Annotated in this window: 17 protein-coding genes; 7 read left to right on the forward strand and 10 right to left on the reverse strand. The window is 51.6% G+C overall.

The genetic code is table 11. From position 1 onward, the window contains the following. Positions 1-61 precede the first annotated feature (61 nt). From MOST_RS00830 to MOST_RS00845, 4 genes are all read right to left on the reverse strand, one after another. Positions 62-1,099: a tripartite tricarboxylate transporter substrate binding protein gene (locus MOST_RS00830; protein ID WP_054938248.1), complete on the reverse strand. Its 1,038-nt coding sequence runs from the start codon at positions 1,097-1,099 to the stop codon at positions 62-64. A 144-nt stretch (positions 1,100-1,243) separates the two neighbouring features. Beyond that, positions 1,244-2,515 (reverse strand): nickel-dependent lactate racemase family protein, encoded by a 1,272-nt coding sequence (locus MOST_RS00835; RefSeq protein WP_054938247.1) that lies wholly within the window; start codon positions 2,513-2,515, stop codon positions 1,244-1,246. Between the two features lie 135 nt (positions 2,516-2,650). Further along, positions 2,651-4,030, reverse strand: coding sequence for a Na+/H+ antiporter NhaC family protein (locus tag MOST_RS00840; RefSeq protein ID WP_054938246.1), 1,380 nt, complete (start codon positions 4,028-4,030; stop codon positions 2,651-2,653). 12 nt (positions 4,031-4,042) lie between these two features. Then, on the reverse strand, positions 4,043-4,846 hold the full coding sequence (locus MOST_RS00845; RefSeq protein WP_083476849.1) for an IclR family transcriptional regulator: 804 nt from the start codon (positions 4,844-4,846) through the stop codon (positions 4,043-4,045). A gap of 289 nt (positions 4,847-5,135) precedes the next feature. On the opposite strand from MOST_RS00845, the gene MOST_RS00850 reads away from it, so the two are divergent. From MOST_RS00850 to MOST_RS00860, 3 genes are all read left to right on the forward strand, one after another. Then, positions 5,136-6,176, forward strand: a complete 1,041-nt coding sequence (locus MOST_RS00850) for an ABC transporter substrate-binding protein (protein WP_054938244.1) — start codon at positions 5,136-5,138, stop codon at positions 6,174-6,176. 203 nt (positions 6,177-6,379) lie between these two features. Then, entirely contained in the window at positions 6,380-7,309 is a 930-nt protein-coding gene (locus MOST_RS00855; protein WP_054938243.1) for an ABC transporter permease, read from the forward strand. Continuing rightward, positions 7,275-8,075 (forward strand): ABC transporter ATP-binding protein, encoded by an 801-nt coding sequence (locus tag MOST_RS00860; protein WP_054938242.1) that lies wholly within the window; start codon positions 7,275-7,277, stop codon positions 8,073-8,075. The genes MOST_RS00855 and MOST_RS00860 overlap by 35 nt, the downstream gene beginning before the upstream one ends. An 84-nt stretch (positions 8,076-8,159) precedes the next feature. Here MOST_RS00860 and MOST_RS00865 read toward each other — a convergent pair whose 3' ends face one another. Beyond that, positions 8,160-9,938 (reverse strand): helicase-associated domain-containing protein, encoded by a 1,779-nt coding sequence (locus tag MOST_RS00865; RefSeq protein WP_153060769.1) that lies wholly within the window; start codon positions 9,936-9,938, stop codon positions 8,160-8,162. Then, entirely contained in the window at positions 9,883-11,727 is a 1,845-nt protein-coding gene (locus tag MOST_RS00870) for a DNA repair helicase XPB (protein ID WP_054938240.1), read from the reverse strand. The genes MOST_RS00865 and MOST_RS00870 overlap by 56 nt, the downstream gene beginning before the upstream one ends. Before the next feature lie 266 nt (positions 11,728-11,993). Between MOST_RS00870 and MOST_RS00875 the strand changes: the two genes are divergently transcribed. Beyond that, on the forward strand, positions 11,994-12,524 hold the full coding sequence (locus MOST_RS00875; RefSeq protein WP_054938239.1) for a nucleotidyl transferase AbiEii/AbiGii toxin family protein: 531 nt from the start codon (positions 11,994-11,996) through the stop codon (positions 12,522-12,524). Between the two features lie 35 nt (positions 12,525-12,559). Here MOST_RS00875 and MOST_RS00880 read toward each other — a convergent pair whose 3' ends face one another. The 4 genes from MOST_RS00880 to MOST_RS00895 form a co-directional block, all read right to left on the reverse strand. Then, entirely contained in the window at positions 12,560-13,330 is a 771-nt protein-coding gene (locus tag MOST_RS00880) for a GntR family transcriptional regulator (protein WP_054938238.1), read from the reverse strand. Positions 13,331-13,503: 173 nt separating this feature from the next. After that, positions 13,504-13,830, reverse strand: coding sequence for a type II toxin-antitoxin system HicB family antitoxin (locus MOST_RS00885; protein WP_054938237.1), 327 nt, complete (start codon positions 13,828-13,830; stop codon positions 13,504-13,506). 89 nt (positions 13,831-13,919) lie between these two features. Continuing rightward, positions 13,920-15,749 (reverse strand): aldehyde ferredoxin oxidoreductase family protein, encoded by a 1,830-nt coding sequence (locus MOST_RS00890; protein ID WP_054938236.1) that lies wholly within the window; start codon positions 15,747-15,749, stop codon positions 13,920-13,922. Continuing rightward, the gene (locus MOST_RS00895) at positions 15,749-16,264 is read right to left on the reverse strand and encodes a 4Fe-4S dicluster domain-containing protein (protein ID WP_054938235.1); all 516 of its coding nucleotides are present in this window, start codon (positions 16,262-16,264) and stop codon (positions 15,749-15,751) included. The genes MOST_RS00890 and MOST_RS00895 overlap by 1 nt, the downstream gene beginning before the upstream one ends. Positions 16,265-16,460: 196 nt before the next feature. On the opposite strand from MOST_RS00895, the gene MOST_RS00900 reads away from it, so the two are divergent. The 3 genes from MOST_RS00900 to MOST_RS18110 are packed head-to-tail and all read left to right on the forward strand — an operon-like array spanning position 16,461 to position 17,184. Further along, positions 16,461-16,889: a hotdog fold domain-containing protein gene (locus MOST_RS00900; RefSeq protein WP_083476848.1), complete on the forward strand. Its 429-nt coding sequence runs from the start codon at positions 16,461-16,463 to the stop codon at positions 16,887-16,889. After that, positions 16,843-17,052, forward strand: coding sequence for a DUF4160 domain-containing protein (locus MOST_RS00905; RefSeq protein ID WP_054938234.1), 210 nt, complete (start codon positions 16,843-16,845; stop codon positions 17,050-17,052). Before MOST_RS00900 ends, MOST_RS00905 begins: the two co-directional genes overlap by 47 nt. A gap of 9 nt (positions 17,053-17,061) precedes the next feature. Next, complete coding sequence (locus MOST_RS18110) at positions 17,062-17,184, forward strand: hypothetical protein (RefSeq protein ID WP_277995737.1); 123 nt, start codon at positions 17,062-17,064, stop codon at positions 17,182-17,184. Positions 17,185-17,223: the final 39 nt, after the last annotated feature.

Genomic DNA, 17,223 nt, shown 5'->3' on the forward strand with positions numbered 1-17,223 from the left:
CCCTTGCTTATATTTTTTGGCAAGAAGGGAAGGCGGAAATATTCTCCGCCTTCCCAAAGCCTTATTTTGCTTCAGTCTTGGGCATTGACTCAATTAGCTTCTTCATAATCGGAGCCTGCTTATTGAAATAATCAACAACTTCTTTGCCCGTCATGGGTTCCAACATTAAATTGATATCGGCCATGGCTTTTTTAAATTCCGGATCAGCTGCTGCTTTTTGTAAAGCCCCAGTCAATACCTTTTTGGCTTCTTCGGGAACACCTTTAGGAACAAAAATGAACTTTTTTACCCCCATATCAATCTCAAAGCCTTTTTCCTTCATTGTTGGCACATCAGGTAAATCAGGAAATCTTTGCGTCGAGGAAATCGCCAGTGGCCGCAATTTACCTGCTTTGATATGGGGTAAAGCTTCACCCGGATGGGAAACAGCAGCTTCTACATGTCCACCTAAGATGGCCGCCAATGCTGGTGCACCACCTTTAAATGGTACTGGTTGAGACTTAACACCAGCTAATTGGAATAAATAAGCTGCTGAAAGTTGTGGAATACCGCCCATACCCGAGTTGCTGTAACGTATAACTAAATTTTTTTCTTTTGCTGCCTTAATTAAATCTTCTAAGGTTTTGTAAGGCGAGTTGGCGTTTACTGTAAGGAGAATGGGTTCATTAGTAAGGCCAATTAAGAAATCAAAATCGTCTTGTTTATAGCCTAAATTGTTTTGGATGAAGGGTTGCGTTACGAATAACCCGCTTGCTCCCTGGGCAATGGTGTAACCATCCGGCTTGGTTTTGGCTAACTCCGTAGTAGCTACCATCCCGTTGGCACCATCTCGATTAATAACCACAATTGGTTTAGGTAAATTTTTACTTGCTGCCTGGGCGATGGCCCGGCTTAACAGGTCGCTTGAACCTCCAGGCGGCCAGGGACAAATTAAAGTAATTTCCTTCTCGGGATATTTTACGGTAGCAGCTTTATTGGCATCTTCTTTAACTTGATTAGCTTGATTGGGTTGCTGTTTTTGCCCGCATGCGGTAATCATCAAGGTTGTTATTACCAGGAGACTAAAAAGCAGGATTAATTTTTTAGGTAAGCGTAACATTTCCGTACCTCCTTGAGTTTTATTTTATAGCTCTAAATTTTGGCAGCATCAAAGTTTCCTTGTGACCTCCCTTCTTTTTTATTAAAAATAATTATTTGTTATTAATCACCACCTTATCGTAAATGTAATAGCTTGATTTAAATTTTATAAAACGGGTAAGATTTCACTGCCATGATGTAAAACCGCTAATCTGGCTTTTTGCCCAGCTAACCCTAAAGCCATAGTCCAGGCCTCTTGCGGAGTAGCGGCGGCCTCAAACCCAAGGACTCTAGCCTCTGCCGGCGCAATACCTCTGCTTACAAGAATAACTTTAACTCTGTTAACAATGTTCCCAACTCGGGCTAAGTAGGAGGCAACATTTAGATTCGTTATTTCTTGCCTGGCGATTAAATTCTCAACCTCCGGCAGGGGACGAAAACCATATTTTAAGATTAACTGACCATGGCTTTTAGATATACCTTCGGGGCATTCAGCCAGTAAAATAATCACCCCGCCCGAGTTTACAACTATATCAGCAGCTTGCAGGGCCTTGGTGGCTTGCCAGAGTTCTAATTCCGCTGGGAAAGCTTCGGTGATGACGATATCAGCCTTTGCTTTGATACTAACGCCATAGATCTTTTGGGCCAATGCGCAACCTTGCCGGTGGGCTTTAATTGGATCACCGGCAAATACCCCCACTAAACGGCCAGTCTTATCCTGGACGACGTTAATGATAAACTTTAAACCGGCCCGGATGGCTACTTCTTCTATCTCCCGGCGGATAGGGTTATCAGGGTGGCCTAAAATTTCCGCCGCTGAATAATAGGCACTGAGCCAGTGGGTCTGCCCGGTGGTAATTGGCCCGCAAACTCCCGGTTGAATAATTTTGCCGCCACCGCTGTACCCAGCAACCCGGTGGGGGACGATATGACCTATGCCGATAATAAAATCAGCTTCCGTTAAATGCCTGTTGATCCAAATATCAATACCCGAAGCGGTTTTGCCTATATTGATTAAAGCATCCTGCTTTTGCCAATCATGATTATAAACTGAGTAGTATTGATATATTTCAATGCCAAGCTTTAGCTTTAACTCCTCCGCCTCCATGTGCCGGTGGGTACCTAGTCCTACCAGAAATTTTATATTGGCATCACTGATCCCAGCCGCCTTTAGCTCTGCTAATAGATAAGGTAAAATGCGATTTACCGGTGTAGTCCTGGTATTATCATCAACAATAATCAACACCTTCTGGTCAGGTGAGAGCATTTCTACCAGAGCCGGTGTCCCGATGGGATTATCGAGGCCGGCTTTAATAATTTCTTCTTCCATAGCTAGAGATAAATTTTCGGTATTAACTGGATGATACTCATCAGCGACAATATTGGCCTCAATATCTAAATGGCTAAAGAAAGGATTACTAAAGGTGATCCTGGTCATTTAAAGCAAGCCTCTTTCCTTAGTTTGTACCATATATGGAACATTGTTTCTTATATAGCATTATTCGACATTGGCAGGCTAACTCCTGCCTGGTGTTAATAAAAAATGATATTACTTATTTTGCCATAACAGTGACTACCCTCGCCAGGATTTTTGATCTTTACAAAAACTTATCGCCAGAATAGAAACCAGCGGTACCAGCCAGCCGGTAAAGTAGTAAGGGGCGCTGCTAAGCGGATTAATTCCCAGGGCAGCCTGAATCATAAAGGTTAAATTGGTCCAGGGAAAGAAGGGGGCACAGGCTAGGGTACCCTCCAGGATTACGCGGGAAAGATTGGCGGTATTTAGCCGGGCCTGGATAAACTTTTCCCGGAAACAAGTCCCGGCAATGACAATTCCCGGCACGACAGCGCAAGTAATCACTCCAATTAGAAAAGCCGTTGCCAGGGCCGTTAGCATTAAATCCCTCGGGGAATTATTTCTCTTGAGCAACCAACCTAAAGCCTTTTCCACCACTCCCAGCTCCTGGAGCAACATTCCCCAGGCACTGGCCAGGAGCATCATGACGGCCACGCTGGTATAATTATCAATGCTACCCCTCGTTAATAAGGAATCGAGGAATTCCACCCCGGTTAATACGGAACTACCGGAAATAACAACCAGGACTTGCTGCAGGGCAAAACCTGGCTGGAGCAAAAAGCCCAGTAAGACACTGATGAGCATATTTAAAAACAGCGTCAGGGGTAACGGGATCCTAGTGATACTTAAGACTAGGATCATGATCGGTGGTAGTACCAGCAGGGGGCTGATCGTATACCTAACCATAATCTCATTTTGAATCTGTCCGATGGCGGTTTCAAAGCCGGTCTGGAACCAAAATATATTTATTAAGCTATACAGGAAAAAGGCGATCGCCACAGCAATAATTATTATCCGCCCGCTATGGAAAAGGTGATCACGCAAATTGCCACGAGTCACTGCCATGGCCAGGACTACCATCTCTGATAACGGCGATAGGATATTGCCGGCTATGGCCCCGGAAATAATGGCACCGCCGGCGAGGGGCTGGGGAATATTAAATGTCACGCCGATACTTAAAAGGATGATTCCTACCGTCCCCAGAGCGCCTACGGTAGAACCCAGGGCAACCGCAGTAATAAAGGAAATAATAAAAGCTTCTCCCAGGTAAAACCGGGGTAAAACAAAGGCTACGCCATAATATAACAGAGCCGGCAACACTCCGGCAGCTATCCAGGCAGCAATTGATAACCCAATTAGCAATAGTATGAAAAAGGAAATAAAGGTTTCCCCCGCCCGGTCGGCGAGGCGCTTTTCGACCTGTGGCCATGTTAACCCCAGACGCAGGCCATACAGGCCGCTGAGGATAATATTGATTAAAAAGGCCGGTATCAGGTTCATTTGATTGAAAATGAAAACCAGAATCACCAGGTAACAGGCCAGCAACAGCAAACCAATTTCGATGCCTGAAGGCTGTCTAATTGCACCTATATCCATACAGCAAACCGCCTAAAATCCTTGAATAAAGCCCAGTTTTTTGGAAATGCGCAGGGCTGCTTCCCGGACTACCGGTCCCAGTTCTTGCGCCCTGGCCACGGGAAAGCGGAATTCAGGTCCTGAAATGCTGATGGCCGCTATTACCTGCCCGTTGGAGTGAAAAATGGGTGCCGCCACACAGATAACCCCCAGGCGGTTTTCTTCACAATCCAGGGCAAAACCTTGCTGCCGTACACGGACCAGGTGTTCCTTTAACATTATCGGATCGGTAATGGTGTTAGGTGTAACCGGGGTTAGCTTAACCCTTGCCAAATAGGATGCCAAACGCTTATCTTCCATAAACGCTAGCATGGTCTTGCCCACCGCGGTGGAATATAAAGGCACCCGTTTACCCACCCGCGATAGCAGGCCGATGGTTTCAGGAGTATCTATTTTCTCGACGTAGACGCCCTCGTCCCCTTCCAGCCAGACCAGATGGACTGTTTCGCGGCTTTTATTAGCCAGTTCAACTAGTTCAGGACGGGCTATTTGCCGTAGTTCCAGGGAATCAAGCACCTGGCTGGATAATAAAAGCAACTTAAATCCCAGCCGGTAACGCCGGCTTGTTTCGTCTTTCAGTACGTATTGCCTCTCCACCAGGGCCGTGAGGATACGGTGGACGGTACTCTTGCTAAGGTTTAACGCCCGGCTGATTTCGGTAACCCCCATACCGCCGTTGACCGAGGCCAAAACTTCCAGCACTTCTAACGTTTTCACAGGCGTAGGGTCGTTAACCTTCTTAGCGTTTGTGCTAGTTGTTACCATTGCTTGAGCCATTATTCTCCTTTGTTTCAGATATAGAACTTTATTTCAGATGATGAATAATTCGACGCGGGTAGTAAAATTCCTGCCAGGACAAAAAATATCGTCGCCAGCAGCTATTGACATGCTCCGCCACATTAAATTAAGATTAAATCGTAATATACGCCGGTTGGCCCGCCGTAACCAAAAACGGTAGGATGGCAGGAAGGGCAATGATGCTCCCGCCGGGAGTATTTTTATTTATGACTCTGGCGCGGAAAAACTGCCTTGTCAGCCGGGAAAACGTAAAGGAGGCAAGGAGGAAGTGAAAAAAGGGTCCTGGTTGTTGTCACTGCTGGTGGTGCTGATGCTAGCTTTATTATTGGCCGGGTGTGGATCAGGAGGGGGCAAACAGCCGTCCAGTAGCGGGGCTCAATCTCAGCCCCAGTCCAGCGAGACCAAAAGCGACGCCAAAGCAGTCAAGCTGGGTATCATCCAGATTGTTGAACACCCGGCCCTGGATGCGGCCCGCAAGGGCTTTCTGGCCACCCTGGCGGCCAATGGTTATGAGGAAGGCAAGAATCTCCAGGTAGACTTTCAAAATGCCCAGGGTGACCAGTCCACCCTGCAAAACATCGCCCGTAAATTCGCCCAGGATAAAAAAGACCTCATCCTGGCCATCGCTACCCCTTCAGCCATGGCTATGGCCAATGAAACCCAGGATATTCCTATTCTGATTACTGCCGTCACCGATCCTGTCGCGGCCAAATTGGTTAAAAGCATGGAAAAACCCGGTACCAACGTGACCGGTACAACCGATATGAATCCCATAAAAGAACAGCTGGATCTGTTAAAGCAACTGGTCCCGGCGGCTAAAAAAGTGGGTGTCATCTATAACTCTAGTGAAGTCAATTCCCAGGTGCAGGTTAAGATAGTTAAACAGGAAGCCTCTAACCTGGGTTTAACCGTGGTGGAGGCCCCGGTAACGGCCAGCAACGAGGTGGTCCAGGCCACCCAGTCCCTGGTGGGACGGGTGGAGGCCATTTATGTTCCCACCGATAACACAGTAGTGTCTTCTATCTCGGGGGTACTCCAGGTAGCCGAGCAACATAAAATACCGGTAATTGCCGGGGAAAGCAACACCGTCGAGTCCGGGGCCCTGGGGACCATCGGCATTGATTATTACAAGCTAGGTCAGCAGACCGGCCAGATGGCCCTGCGGGTGCTGAAGGGAGAAAAACCCCAGGATATGCCTATCGAGAAGCAGAAGGACCTGAACATCGTCTTAAACGCCAAAGCAGCGAAAGCCTTCGGGGTAACTATTCCCGAGGATCTTAAAAAGAAAGCTAGTAAAATTATTGAGTAGACACTTACATGGTACTAATAAAAAAGCCCTTATAGGGGCCAATACCCCCTTCTACGCATTGGCAAAATTACCAGGAAGTGAGAAGTAGGCTCGCATTCTAATAACCGCGGCCTTTAGATCAGGAACTGGCTTCAGCCAGTTCCTACAAGTCTCCCACCTCCGACCTCCAACTTCCCACTTCCATTTCAAGTAGGTGAAACTTCATGTCCTTGAGCATCTGGTTGGGAGCCCTGGAGCAGGGATTACTGTGGGGGGCCATGGTCCTGGGGGTTTATATGACCTTCAGGATCCTTGATTACCCCGATTTAACCATCGACGGCGCCTTTACCCTGGGAGCAGCAGTGGCGGCAAAGTTTATCGTCGCGGGTTATAACCCCTGGCTGTCCCTGCTCCTGGCTGTTCTCTGCGGCGCCCTGGCCGGTCTTATTACCGGCCTGCTGCACACGCAGTTAAGGGTAGCACCACTGCTTTCAGGCATCCTTACCATGATTGCCCTCTATTCCATCAACCTGCGCATTATGGGACAGGCCAACCTGTCCCTTCTCCGTGTCAAGACCATTTTTACCTGGGCCAAAGGGTTGCCGGCCCTGGGCCCCTTCGGCCCAGCCCTGCTGGGATTGCTGGTGGCGGCCCTGGTCCTTATCCTGCTTTACCTTTTCCTGGAAACAGAACTGGGTATGAGCATCAGAGCTACCGGGGATAACGAGCAGATGATCCGCAGTCTGGGGGTAAATACCAGTACCATGAAACTGGTGGGCCTGGCCATCGCCAATGCCCTGGTAGCCCTTTCGGGGGGGCTAGTAGCCCAGTACCAGGGCTTTGCCGATATCGGCATGGGTATCGGCATGATTATTGCCGGCCTGGCCTCGGTTATTATCGGCGAAGCCCTGGTGGGAAGTCAAACCCTGGTCCGGGCCTTGCTGGCAGCCATCACCGGTTCGATAATTTACCGGGCCGTTATCAGCCTTGTACTGCAGCTGGGCCTGCCGCCTACGGACCTCAAGTTGCTGACCTCGTTAATTGTAGTAATCGCCATGGCCTTTCCCCTGGTACGCCGGCGTCTGGGATTGCGAGCCTTACGTTTGAGGAGTGAGCAGGGTGCTGCAGCTGGTCAACGTAACCAAGACCTTTAATCCCGGCAGCGTTAATGAAAAAGCAGCCTTAAGGGAAATTACCTTCCATATCAAGCAGGGCGAGGTAATTACCATTATCGGCAGCAACGGTGCCGGGAAGTCGACCCTTTTAAACGTAATTGCCGGGGTTTACGAAATCGAGGCCGGGAAAGTGCTTTTAGATGGCCAGGATATTACCCGCTGGCCCGAGCATATCCGGGCGGCCTGGATTGGCCGGGTTTTCCAGGACCCCTTAAGGGGTACGGCTGCTTCCATGACCATTGAAGAAAATCTGGCCCTGGCCCTGCGGCGGGGCCGCCCCCGCCGGTTACACCGCGGCATTACCCCGGCCGAACGGCAATTGTTCAAAGAACACCTGGCCCTCCTGGGGCTGGGCCTGGAAGAACGCCTGACCACGCGCGTGGGTTTGTTATCCGGCGGCCAGCGCCAGGCCCTGACGGTGCTCATGGCCACCATTGCCACACCCAAGCTGCTCTTACTGGACGAACATACGGCGGCCCTGGACCCGCGGACGGCCAGGACGGTGCTGGAGCTAACGGAAAAAATCATCGCCCGCCATCAGCTCACCACCCTGATGGTGACCCACAATCTGGAGCAGGCCCTGCGCACCGGCAACCGCACCATTATGATGCACGAGGGGCGTATTATCCTGGACCTGTCCGGCCCGCAGCGGGCCGGAACCACGGTAGCCGATCTCTTGAAAATGTTTGAACAGGCCAGCGGCAGCGCCTTTGCCGACGATAGAGTACTGCTAACAGGTAGCTGATGCTGACCATCCCGGGTTAAGCGGGGCTAGTTTTTGGGAGTAAAAGGAATTTCTATCGCCCGCCTGGAAAAATAATGGTATGATTTAGCACTTGTCTTTTATAATAGCCTTTACAGCTCTATTCAACAGGTCCTGCAGGTCATATTCATCTTCATAGTCATTCTCGTAGCCATCCTCGTCTAACGTTTCGTAAACAATAATATCCGGGTAAGGCATATAACCTTCCTTTTCCAGGACATCCAGGAAGTCCGGGGCGATATCCTCGGGTATCAAAAAATCCCGGGGTGTTATGGCCTCGATCAGCCATTCCTTTTTTTCCAGGAGGGCTTTGACCTGCAGCGCCTGCTCGGGCCGCTGGCAGCGCACCAGCACCCCCCTGACCAGGGAAACCTTGCCCATCCTGGCCGCCCATTCTTCCAGGGAAGCAAGGACGTTGGCCGGCAGTTCATATTTACTGTGCTCTTTAACTATTTGAATCATTGCTTCCGGCTGCTGGCCGGAACGAAAGCCGCGATAGAAGGATTTTTCATTGAGGTTGAAAATAAACATCCGGTCGGCGCTGGCCAGGTCGGCAAAGCTGCTCAACTGCAGGAGAAGGGCCGGGGCAATCTCCAGCGGGGCGATGATTTCAAAATTGGGCTGGACGACAAAGGAGCTTTCTTCCGGGAAATAAGGGGCCATCAGCGCCTTATAATATTCTACCGCTTCTTGTTCTTCCTCATCTGTCTCTATACCCTTTTCCCAATTTTCGACAGCTGAGAAATAACAGCGAAAGACTTCAGTCATTCTTATAGCCCCGGTTTCCTGGTCACCTTTCCGGGCTATCAGACCGATCCAGAGGTATTTTTGTAACAATGCCTTGATTTTCTGGAAGATATAATCGCAATCAGTTTTACTGTAATACATGGGTATGAGCTGGTACAGGGCCGGCAGGGACAGCCAGCGGTCCGGGGGCGCCGCCAGGAGCAAAGTCAAAATATGGGCCGGCCATACCTGCCAGTTATCTTTTACATCACTGCCTACCAGCCAGTCGACGAAGCAGGCCCATTGCTCAAAACGGGACATCTGCAGCCAGTCCCAGGCCCCTGCACTCAAAACAGCCCTACCATCTTCCTCTTCTATGAAACCGATCTTTATCGCCAGCTGTTCCAGTAATTCAGAGCGTTCTTCCGCTTCCGGGTAATGTTGTAAAAGCAAGATTTTCTTGCGGTCCCGCTTGTAAATATGGCCCGCCTGGGCTATTTTTATGTCCCCCCGCAAAACTGCGGCCAGCAAGATATAGAAATCCACTAAGAGGAACTGGCCCTGGTCTTCAATGGACGCCGGGGCGGTTCTCTCTTCCTGCTCCAGCAGGGAGAACGCTTTTGTATAGTAAATGAAAGCCCTTATTTCCGCGGGAAGGTAATAATACTTCTGTCCATAGCCGCCGTCCCGGATAAATAGCAAACCGTGGTTTAAAAGCTTATTACCTACCTCCCTGGCAGTACCCTTGCCCAGTACCTGATTAATCCTTTCATGGACCCGGTTGATAAGGCCACCCAGATTATTATTGAAAAGGATTGTTTCCAGCATCAGCTGGCCCGGCGGACCTGCTTTTTGCCATAGTTTTATTATATTCGCCGGGGAACTATAAAAAGAAAGCAACTCTGTATACAATTTTTCCCGCAACTTTTCCTTATACTGGGCGATTGATGGTTTTTCCATTTTTACCTTCAGGTTGAGGTTCTGGCTTAACCGCTGCAAAAAATCCAGGGGCATTGCCCCTAATATGTCCTGGTAACTATCCATGTGTATTTCCTCACCCCGTTTAACGTCCTGCTTTCTGTCGCCAGGCCGCAAGATTAATGACCTTACCTTGCGCAATTTGTTCCTGCTGCGGCTCAACTGCAAGCATTACCGGCGCCTTTTCCTGCCGGATTTCCTGCCTGCCGGGATCGGTTTTTTCTCTCCGGGCTGACAAAGAATAAACCTTTTCCGGCTGCAGGTCCGGCCCGACAATCTCATAGCGGTAACCCTGCTCTGTCAAAAATAACTGGCGGTGGACGGCGAACTCCTGGTCCACCGTTTCGCGGGTCACCAGGGAATAAAAGCTGGCCGGCAGGCCTCTTTTCTTGGGCCTTAAAATCCGGCCCAGGCGCTGGGCCTCTTCCTGGCGGGAGCCAAAGGTTCCCGATACCTGGATGGCCACGCTGGCCTCCGGCAGATCGATGGCAAAGTTGGCCACTTTGGAAACTACCAGGCACTTCAGTGTCCCCTCGCGGAAGGCCTGGTAAAGCCTTTCCCGTTCCCGGTTGCCGGTCTTCCCGGTGATAATGGGCGCTTCCAGCCGCCGGGCCAGGCGCTCCAGCTGCTCGAGATACTGGCCGATAACCAGGACCTGCTCGCCTTCATGGCGCCGGATAATTGCCTCGACGATGGGCTCTTTAGCGGCATTGGTGGCGGCGATGCGGTATTTATCGCGCTCGCCCGCCACAGCATAATCCAGCTGGGCTTCCGGCGGCAAATTGAGCCTTACTTCATAACAGGTGGCCTTAGCGATCCAGCCCTGGGCCTCGAGCTGCTTCCAGGGCAAATCGTATTTCTTGGGACCGATTAAAGAAAAGACATCATCTTCGTGGCCGTCTTCCCGGATCAAAGTGGCCGTCAGGCCCAGGCGCCGGCGCGCCTGGAGTTCTGCCGTAATGCGGAAAACGGGCGCTGGTAACAGGTGGACTTCGTCATAGATAATCAGGCCCCAGTCCTGCTGGTTGAAGAGCTGGAAGTTGGGGTAGTCCTCGTTGCGCCGGCGGCGGTGAGTGATGATTTGATAGGTAGCCACTGTGACGGGTTTGATCTCCTTTTTTTCCCCGCTATATTCGCCCAGCAGATCCGCCGGCAGGTCCGTCTTATCCCGGATCTCCGCCAGCCACTGCCGGGCCGCTGTGACGCTGGTCACCAGGATTAAAGTGTAACACTGGCAGAGGGCCATGGCGGCCAGGCCGACAATGGTTTTCCCCGCGCCACAGGGCAAAACGATCACGCCGCTGCCGCCCCGGGAGCTGCCCCCGGCAAAAAAGACCTGCGCTGCCTCCGCCTGGTAGGGACGCAGGCTGAAAGCCTCCCCGCTCAATGTCCTGCCGCGCAGGCTAAAGGGCAAAGGTGCCCCAGAGACATAGCCGGCCAGGTCTTCTACCGGATAGCCGATTTTAATCAAGGCCTGCTTGACCGGCCCCCGCTGCCAGGGCTCAATGGCCAGGGTGCAGGCGTCACGGCGCTCTTTGATGTAAGGCTGGATGCGCTTATTGTTGATTATCTCAGTGGCCACCACCGGATCAGCCGTCACCAAATATAATTCGTTACCTTGCTTCATTAATTTTACTTTCCCGTAACGGCCGACATATTCCCTGATATCGGCGACCACGTTGGCCGGCAACGGGTACTTGCTAAAATTATCAAGTACCTGGATGATAGTAGCGGCATCCAGCCCGCTGGCGGCGGCATTCCATAAAGAAAGGGAGGTCAGGCGGTAGGTATGGATATGCTCAGGGCTCTTGACCAGCTCGGCAAAGCGGGCCAGGGCGTCCCGCGCTTCCGGATAGAGGGGGTTGTCCACTTCCAGGAGAATGGTCCGGTCGCTCTGGACTACCAGGGGGTTCTCCGGCAGATAAGCCATAGGTCAGCCTCCGCAAAAATTGTTTTCTACCGTAGTTTAGATCAAAAAAGGCGGGAGAACAACCCCGCTTCTATTGTCCCTTCGGAAAAAGAATGATATTATTTAGTTAATCATTCCAGGAGTGATACTATTAGTTATGGATAAAAAAAGAAAACTCCTCATCAAGTACTTTAAACAGCTAACACCAGAGCAAAAAATGAAGATGGTACCGGAACTGGGGCGGTATGCGGCAAAGCTAAGGCAAGGAGTAAAGAGGGCCAGGAAAAATGGACGACCCGATAATTAAGGTTAGCGCTATACTGGAAAAAATAGATATGCCCTATTGCCTCATCGGAGGCTATGCTGTTGCTGCCTATGGCGCACCCAGATATACCGCTGATGTTGATTTTTTGGTATCCCGCTTAAAAGATTATAGTGAGCAGCTACAAGCTAATTTACAAGAAGAAAATCTATTTTTCGAGATCTCCAGGGCCGACCTTTTAGATCCTCTCGGCGATATTGTTACCATAAAGTTAACTGTTCCCGTCCAGCTTATCGACGCCAAATATACCTACCATTATAAAGCCATCGAGCGAGCACAGATTATTCAATATGAAAACCACGACCTAAAAATTATCAGCCCGGAAGATCTTATTATCCTCAAACTTATAGCCGGTGGCCAGAAGGACCTGTGGGATGTGGAAAACATACTATCTCACCAGGAAGATCTGGATATGGTTTATTTAAGCCAGCAAACAAAAAGCCTGCGCGTTGACAGGCGTTTGCAAGGGATATTGGCCAGGCTTAAGCAGGAATAACGAACCCGGCCAAGGATACTGCCAATGTTGCAATCTTACTCCATAATCACGCTGCTACCAGGGTGCGGCCGCTTACGGTCCAGTTCCACACGATATTTGTAGCGGTCAGGCCGATAGGCGTTGATGGAAAGTTCGACTGGGCGGTCGCCGGAGTAGGCCACTCTTTCCATAATCAGCAGGGGTGTCCCTACCTTTACCTGCAGGTATTCAGCTTCCCTTTTCCCGGCCCTGCCGGCAGAAATGGTCTGTTCCGCCCTTTCCAGGACCAGGCCCAGCTTTTCTTCCACCAGCTCATATAAACCGCGGCGCTCCAGGTCTTCCTCAGCCAGGCGGCTGCCGTATTCGTAGGGCCAGTAGCTGCGCAGGTAGGTAATGGGCTGCCCGTTCATTTGCTGGACTTTTTCGATGAGGTAAAGGGGCTTATCGCCGAAGACCCTTAACCCGGGTATTCTCTGCATTTCTTTTACAGGATCCTTTACCGGCCCGGTAAAAATAATGGCTGCACCCGGCTCGTAACCCCTGGCTTTCATTTCCTCAAAAAAGCCGGTAAGTTTCCCCAGGGTTTCTTCCACCGGTTCCCGCTTGACGAAGGTCCCCTTGCCCGGCCTGCGCTCGAGCAGGCCTTCGTCCACCAGGGCCGCCACGGCCCGGCGCACGGTGATGCTGCTGACGCCGTACTTCTCCATAAGCTGCTTGTCGGTGGGAAAAAGGTCCCCTACCCGGTATTCGCCTTCCTTAATGGCCCGGCGCAAATCACTGGTAATCTGGTAATGCAAAGGGATGGGCTTGCTACGATCGATGGTCATGAAAGCCACCTGCGATTATTATAAGTTTATACTTATAGAGATTATAACCATATTTTAATAGCCTGGCAATAGCAAAACCGGTTTTCTAGCTGCAAATGCTACTGCCGCATTTTTGGCAGGAGGCATTACAGTAATGCCTGGCAATGTAGGCATCTTTCAAAAGAAGCAGCCCCTTAGGGCTGCTTCTTTATTTGACGGTGGTTATAATCAGGGATGCCAAGATACTGCTTTAAATTGGTCTGGAGCAGATGGGAAAGATTAACTTTCTCCCTTTCGGCTATTTCATTGAGCCATTTGGGGATTGTCAGGGTCTTTTTGATAGCCTTCTTTTTTATAGCCTTCTTTTCTATCTCGTCCCTGACCATATCTGTCCAGGCTTCTACTAACGCAACAAAGGTACCGGGCGGTATTTCCATTTTTCCCGGATCTGAAGGTACAGGAATACTCTCGCCGTCTTCTTCCATGCCGTAAAGGAAACCGGCCAGAGCTTCTTTGGCCATAGCCTAAAAATTAGGGGAAGGTGGGAAACCTTCCCCGCTATATAATTAAGGGGAGGAATTGGCTTAACAAATGCCGCCCACGCACTTAATCAACTAACCTCCCGCCAGAGGTCGGCCAGGCCCAGGGCGACTAATTTTTCTGCCGTCGGCCGGCCCTGACGGTCCCAGCCCATGAGGTCATAGTATTCGTCCAGCATGGGCTCAAGCTCTACCACGTGGCCCCTGCTGGGCCCGGTGGGCATCTTCTCCTTTAGCATCCGTGGCGGCAGGTAGTCATCCTTGCGGTCGAAACCTTCCCGCAGGTTAAAAAGGCGCTCCAAGTTGGTTATTTTTTCGCCGATAAGCATGGCCCCGGCTTCGTCCAGGGCCAGACCTGTAACGGCGCGGTACAGTTCCACCTGTTCCTTTAGACCCAGGGCAAAACGCATGGAAGAACACAGGGAGAGGGAGTCGACGATGGCCAGCAGGAACTGGGTTTCCCGCACCAGGGCGGCCTTGCCTTTGTATTCAAAGCGCTTGCTGCCGTCGCCGGCCGTCTCGGCTCCCATGGTGGGAGCGATCATATGGTGGGCCCCCTTGGGGGAGATAGCATAACCCAGGCCCATACCCTTGCAGCCCCGGGGGTCGTAGGTGGCGAATTCCTGGCCCTTGACCTGCATGGCCAGCTCGGGGACGCCCAGCTTTGCTGCCGCCCTCTTTGAACCTTCGGCCAGGAGGTCGCCGATGCCCTCCCGGCGGGCGATTTTCTCTACCAGGGCTACCAGGGCTTCGCCGTTACCGAAGCGCAGATCCAGCCCATCGGTATCCCGGGAGGTGATAACCCCCTTCTCATAACATTCCATAGCCAGGGATACTACCGCCCCTGCCGACATGGTGTCCAGGCCGTAAGTATCGCAGATCTCTACCGCCTTCACCAGGGCTGCCAGATCAGAGACGCCGCAGTTTGCCCCCAGGAGCCCGGCCGACTCAAACTCCGGCCCTTCGATCATGGTGCCAGCGTAGGGGCCATTTTTGATAAAGCTCACTTTGCCGCAAGCAATGGGACATGCGTAGCAGGAGGAGTGGCCAACGAAAATGTTTTCCTTCATACTGGCAGCGTTAATCTTGTCTGCCTCTTCAAAATAGCCGGTGCTGAAGTTGCAGGTGCCCCAGTAACCGACGCCGTTGGTGCCGTCCACCATCTCCGGCGTACCATAATGGCGCCTCGCTTTAACCTTTAAACTACCAGCCAGGATGCTGTAGACCTTTTCTGTCAGGGCTTCCAGGGCCGCCTGGTCGGCCACCTCAATGCCGCCGGTACCCCGTACGGCTATTGCTTTCAGGTTTTTGGACCCCATCACGGCCCCAGGGCCGCCACGGCCGAACTCACGGTGATAATCGCTCTGGATGCAGGCAAAGCGGCTTAATTTTTCCCCGGCGGGTCCGATGCAAGCCACCCGGATGGCCTCGTCCTTTAGTTCAGCCCTGATGGCATCTTCGGTGGCATGGGTTAGTTTGCCCCAAAGGTGGGAGGCATCCCTCAGAGTCACCTTGTCGTCATCTATCCAGAGGTAGACGGGATGGTCGGCCCGGCCTTCAATGATGATGCCGTCATAGCCGGCAAACTTCACCTCCGGTGCCAGGTGCCCACCGCAAAGGGAAAAGGAATAGGTCCCGGTCAGGGGCGAGCGGAAGGTCACGGTAATTTTATTGGCGCCGGGGGCCAGGGTGCCTTCCACCGGCCCGGTGAGGAAAATCAACTTATTATCCGGCCCCAGGGGATCGGTATGGGGCTTGAGTTCTTTAAGTAACAGATAGGCCCCGACACCCCGGGCACCGATAAAGCCGGCAAAGATGTCTGTGGGGGTCGGCTCTTTGGTAATTTCCCGGCTGGTGAGGTTAACACGCAAGATTTTTCCTGCCACCCCCTTTACAGCCATTAACGACGACCCCCTTCCCCGGCGGCCCCGCGGCCGTCGTTTGCTTCGCCAGCCATGGCGGCGGCCACCATTTCCACATAAGCAGCCCGCTGGCCCCGGTCAGCCACGGCCAGGGGCACGTAATCTATGGCCCCCTCCCGGCAGTGGGCTACGCATTGGGGTTCGCCGCCGCAGAGGTCGCAAATGAGAACTACCCTTTTATCCTTGTCGATGGCCACAGCGCCATAGGGGCAGGCGCGGACACAACGGCGGCAGCCGATGCATTTCTCTTCGTCGACAATAACGGCCCCGGTTACCGGGTCTTTACTCAGGGCTCCCTCCCGGCAGGCGGCAATGCAAGGACTTTTGGCGCACTGCATGCAGGTTACCGGGACATTAAGGTATTTACTGTGCACCCGACTTACCCGAACCCGGGCTTTGGTGGGATTGACCAGGCCTTCATGCTTCCAGGAACACCACTGTTCACAGATGCGGCAGCCCACACAGCGTTCGGGATAAGTCACCAGGACGTTCATAAGCGCTCCCCCTTGCTAGGGTTTGGTTTCTTCGGGCGAAATTATATAAATTTATATTTTAACCTATTATAATCTTAAACCTTATTTATCGCAAGGGGGATATGATAACCATGCTCCGTCAATTAATATCCCCTTAACAAATCTTATCCATCTGCTATAATTATCCATAAGCGCTATATCTGGAGGCATCCATAACATGGGTCAAAGTTTCTGTTTCGGTTGCAGCCCCGATAACCCCATTGGCCTGCACCTGGACTGTTTTCCCCAGGCAGACGGGACGTGGGCCACTTATTTTACGCCCACACGCTACCATGAAAGTTATGCCGGTATCATGCATGGCGGCCTGGTTATTACCATCCTGGATGAGTTGATTGGTAACCATCTGCTTAAAGGCCTGGGCCAGTGGGCCGTTACCGCCCGCCTGGAAGTACGGTTTCGTAAACCCATCCCTATTGGGGCAAGGATAAAATTCGTCAGCCGCATCGTCAGAGAAAAAGGGTCTCTCTTCCAGGTGGCAGCCTGGGCTGAGCTGCCCGACGGCCGGATCGCCGTGGAAGCCATGGCCGAAATGATGGCGCGTGAAACTGGTTTGGCATCTACCACCTCATTTTCACGCTCTCTATGACGAGTATAATGCTATTTTCAGCATCAAAACATTGGAGATGATAGAAGGCGATATGCCGTTGCGAGCCCGGAAGCTTATTGTGAAATGGGCTGAAATTCATCAAAAGGAGCTGGAGAAAATGTGGGAAACCAAGGATTTCAAGCAACTTCCTGGTCTGGAGTAGGGGGTGAATATGAAACCTCTGATCGCGAGGCCCCCCTTTGATATTTTGCGGGATCCCATTATTTTTAGCATGGTTCGGGTGATGCCGGCGGCTACGGTATTAGCTGGAGCGATGAACTGGATTGGTCTTTAGATATCTATCTGGGAGCCCTACTATCATGGCAAAAGACTG

It is taken from the genome of Neomoorella stamsii, assembly GCF_002995805.1.
GTDB classification, from domain to species: Bacteria; Bacillota; DSM-521; order Neomoorellales; family Neomoorellaceae; genus Neomoorella; species Neomoorella stamsii.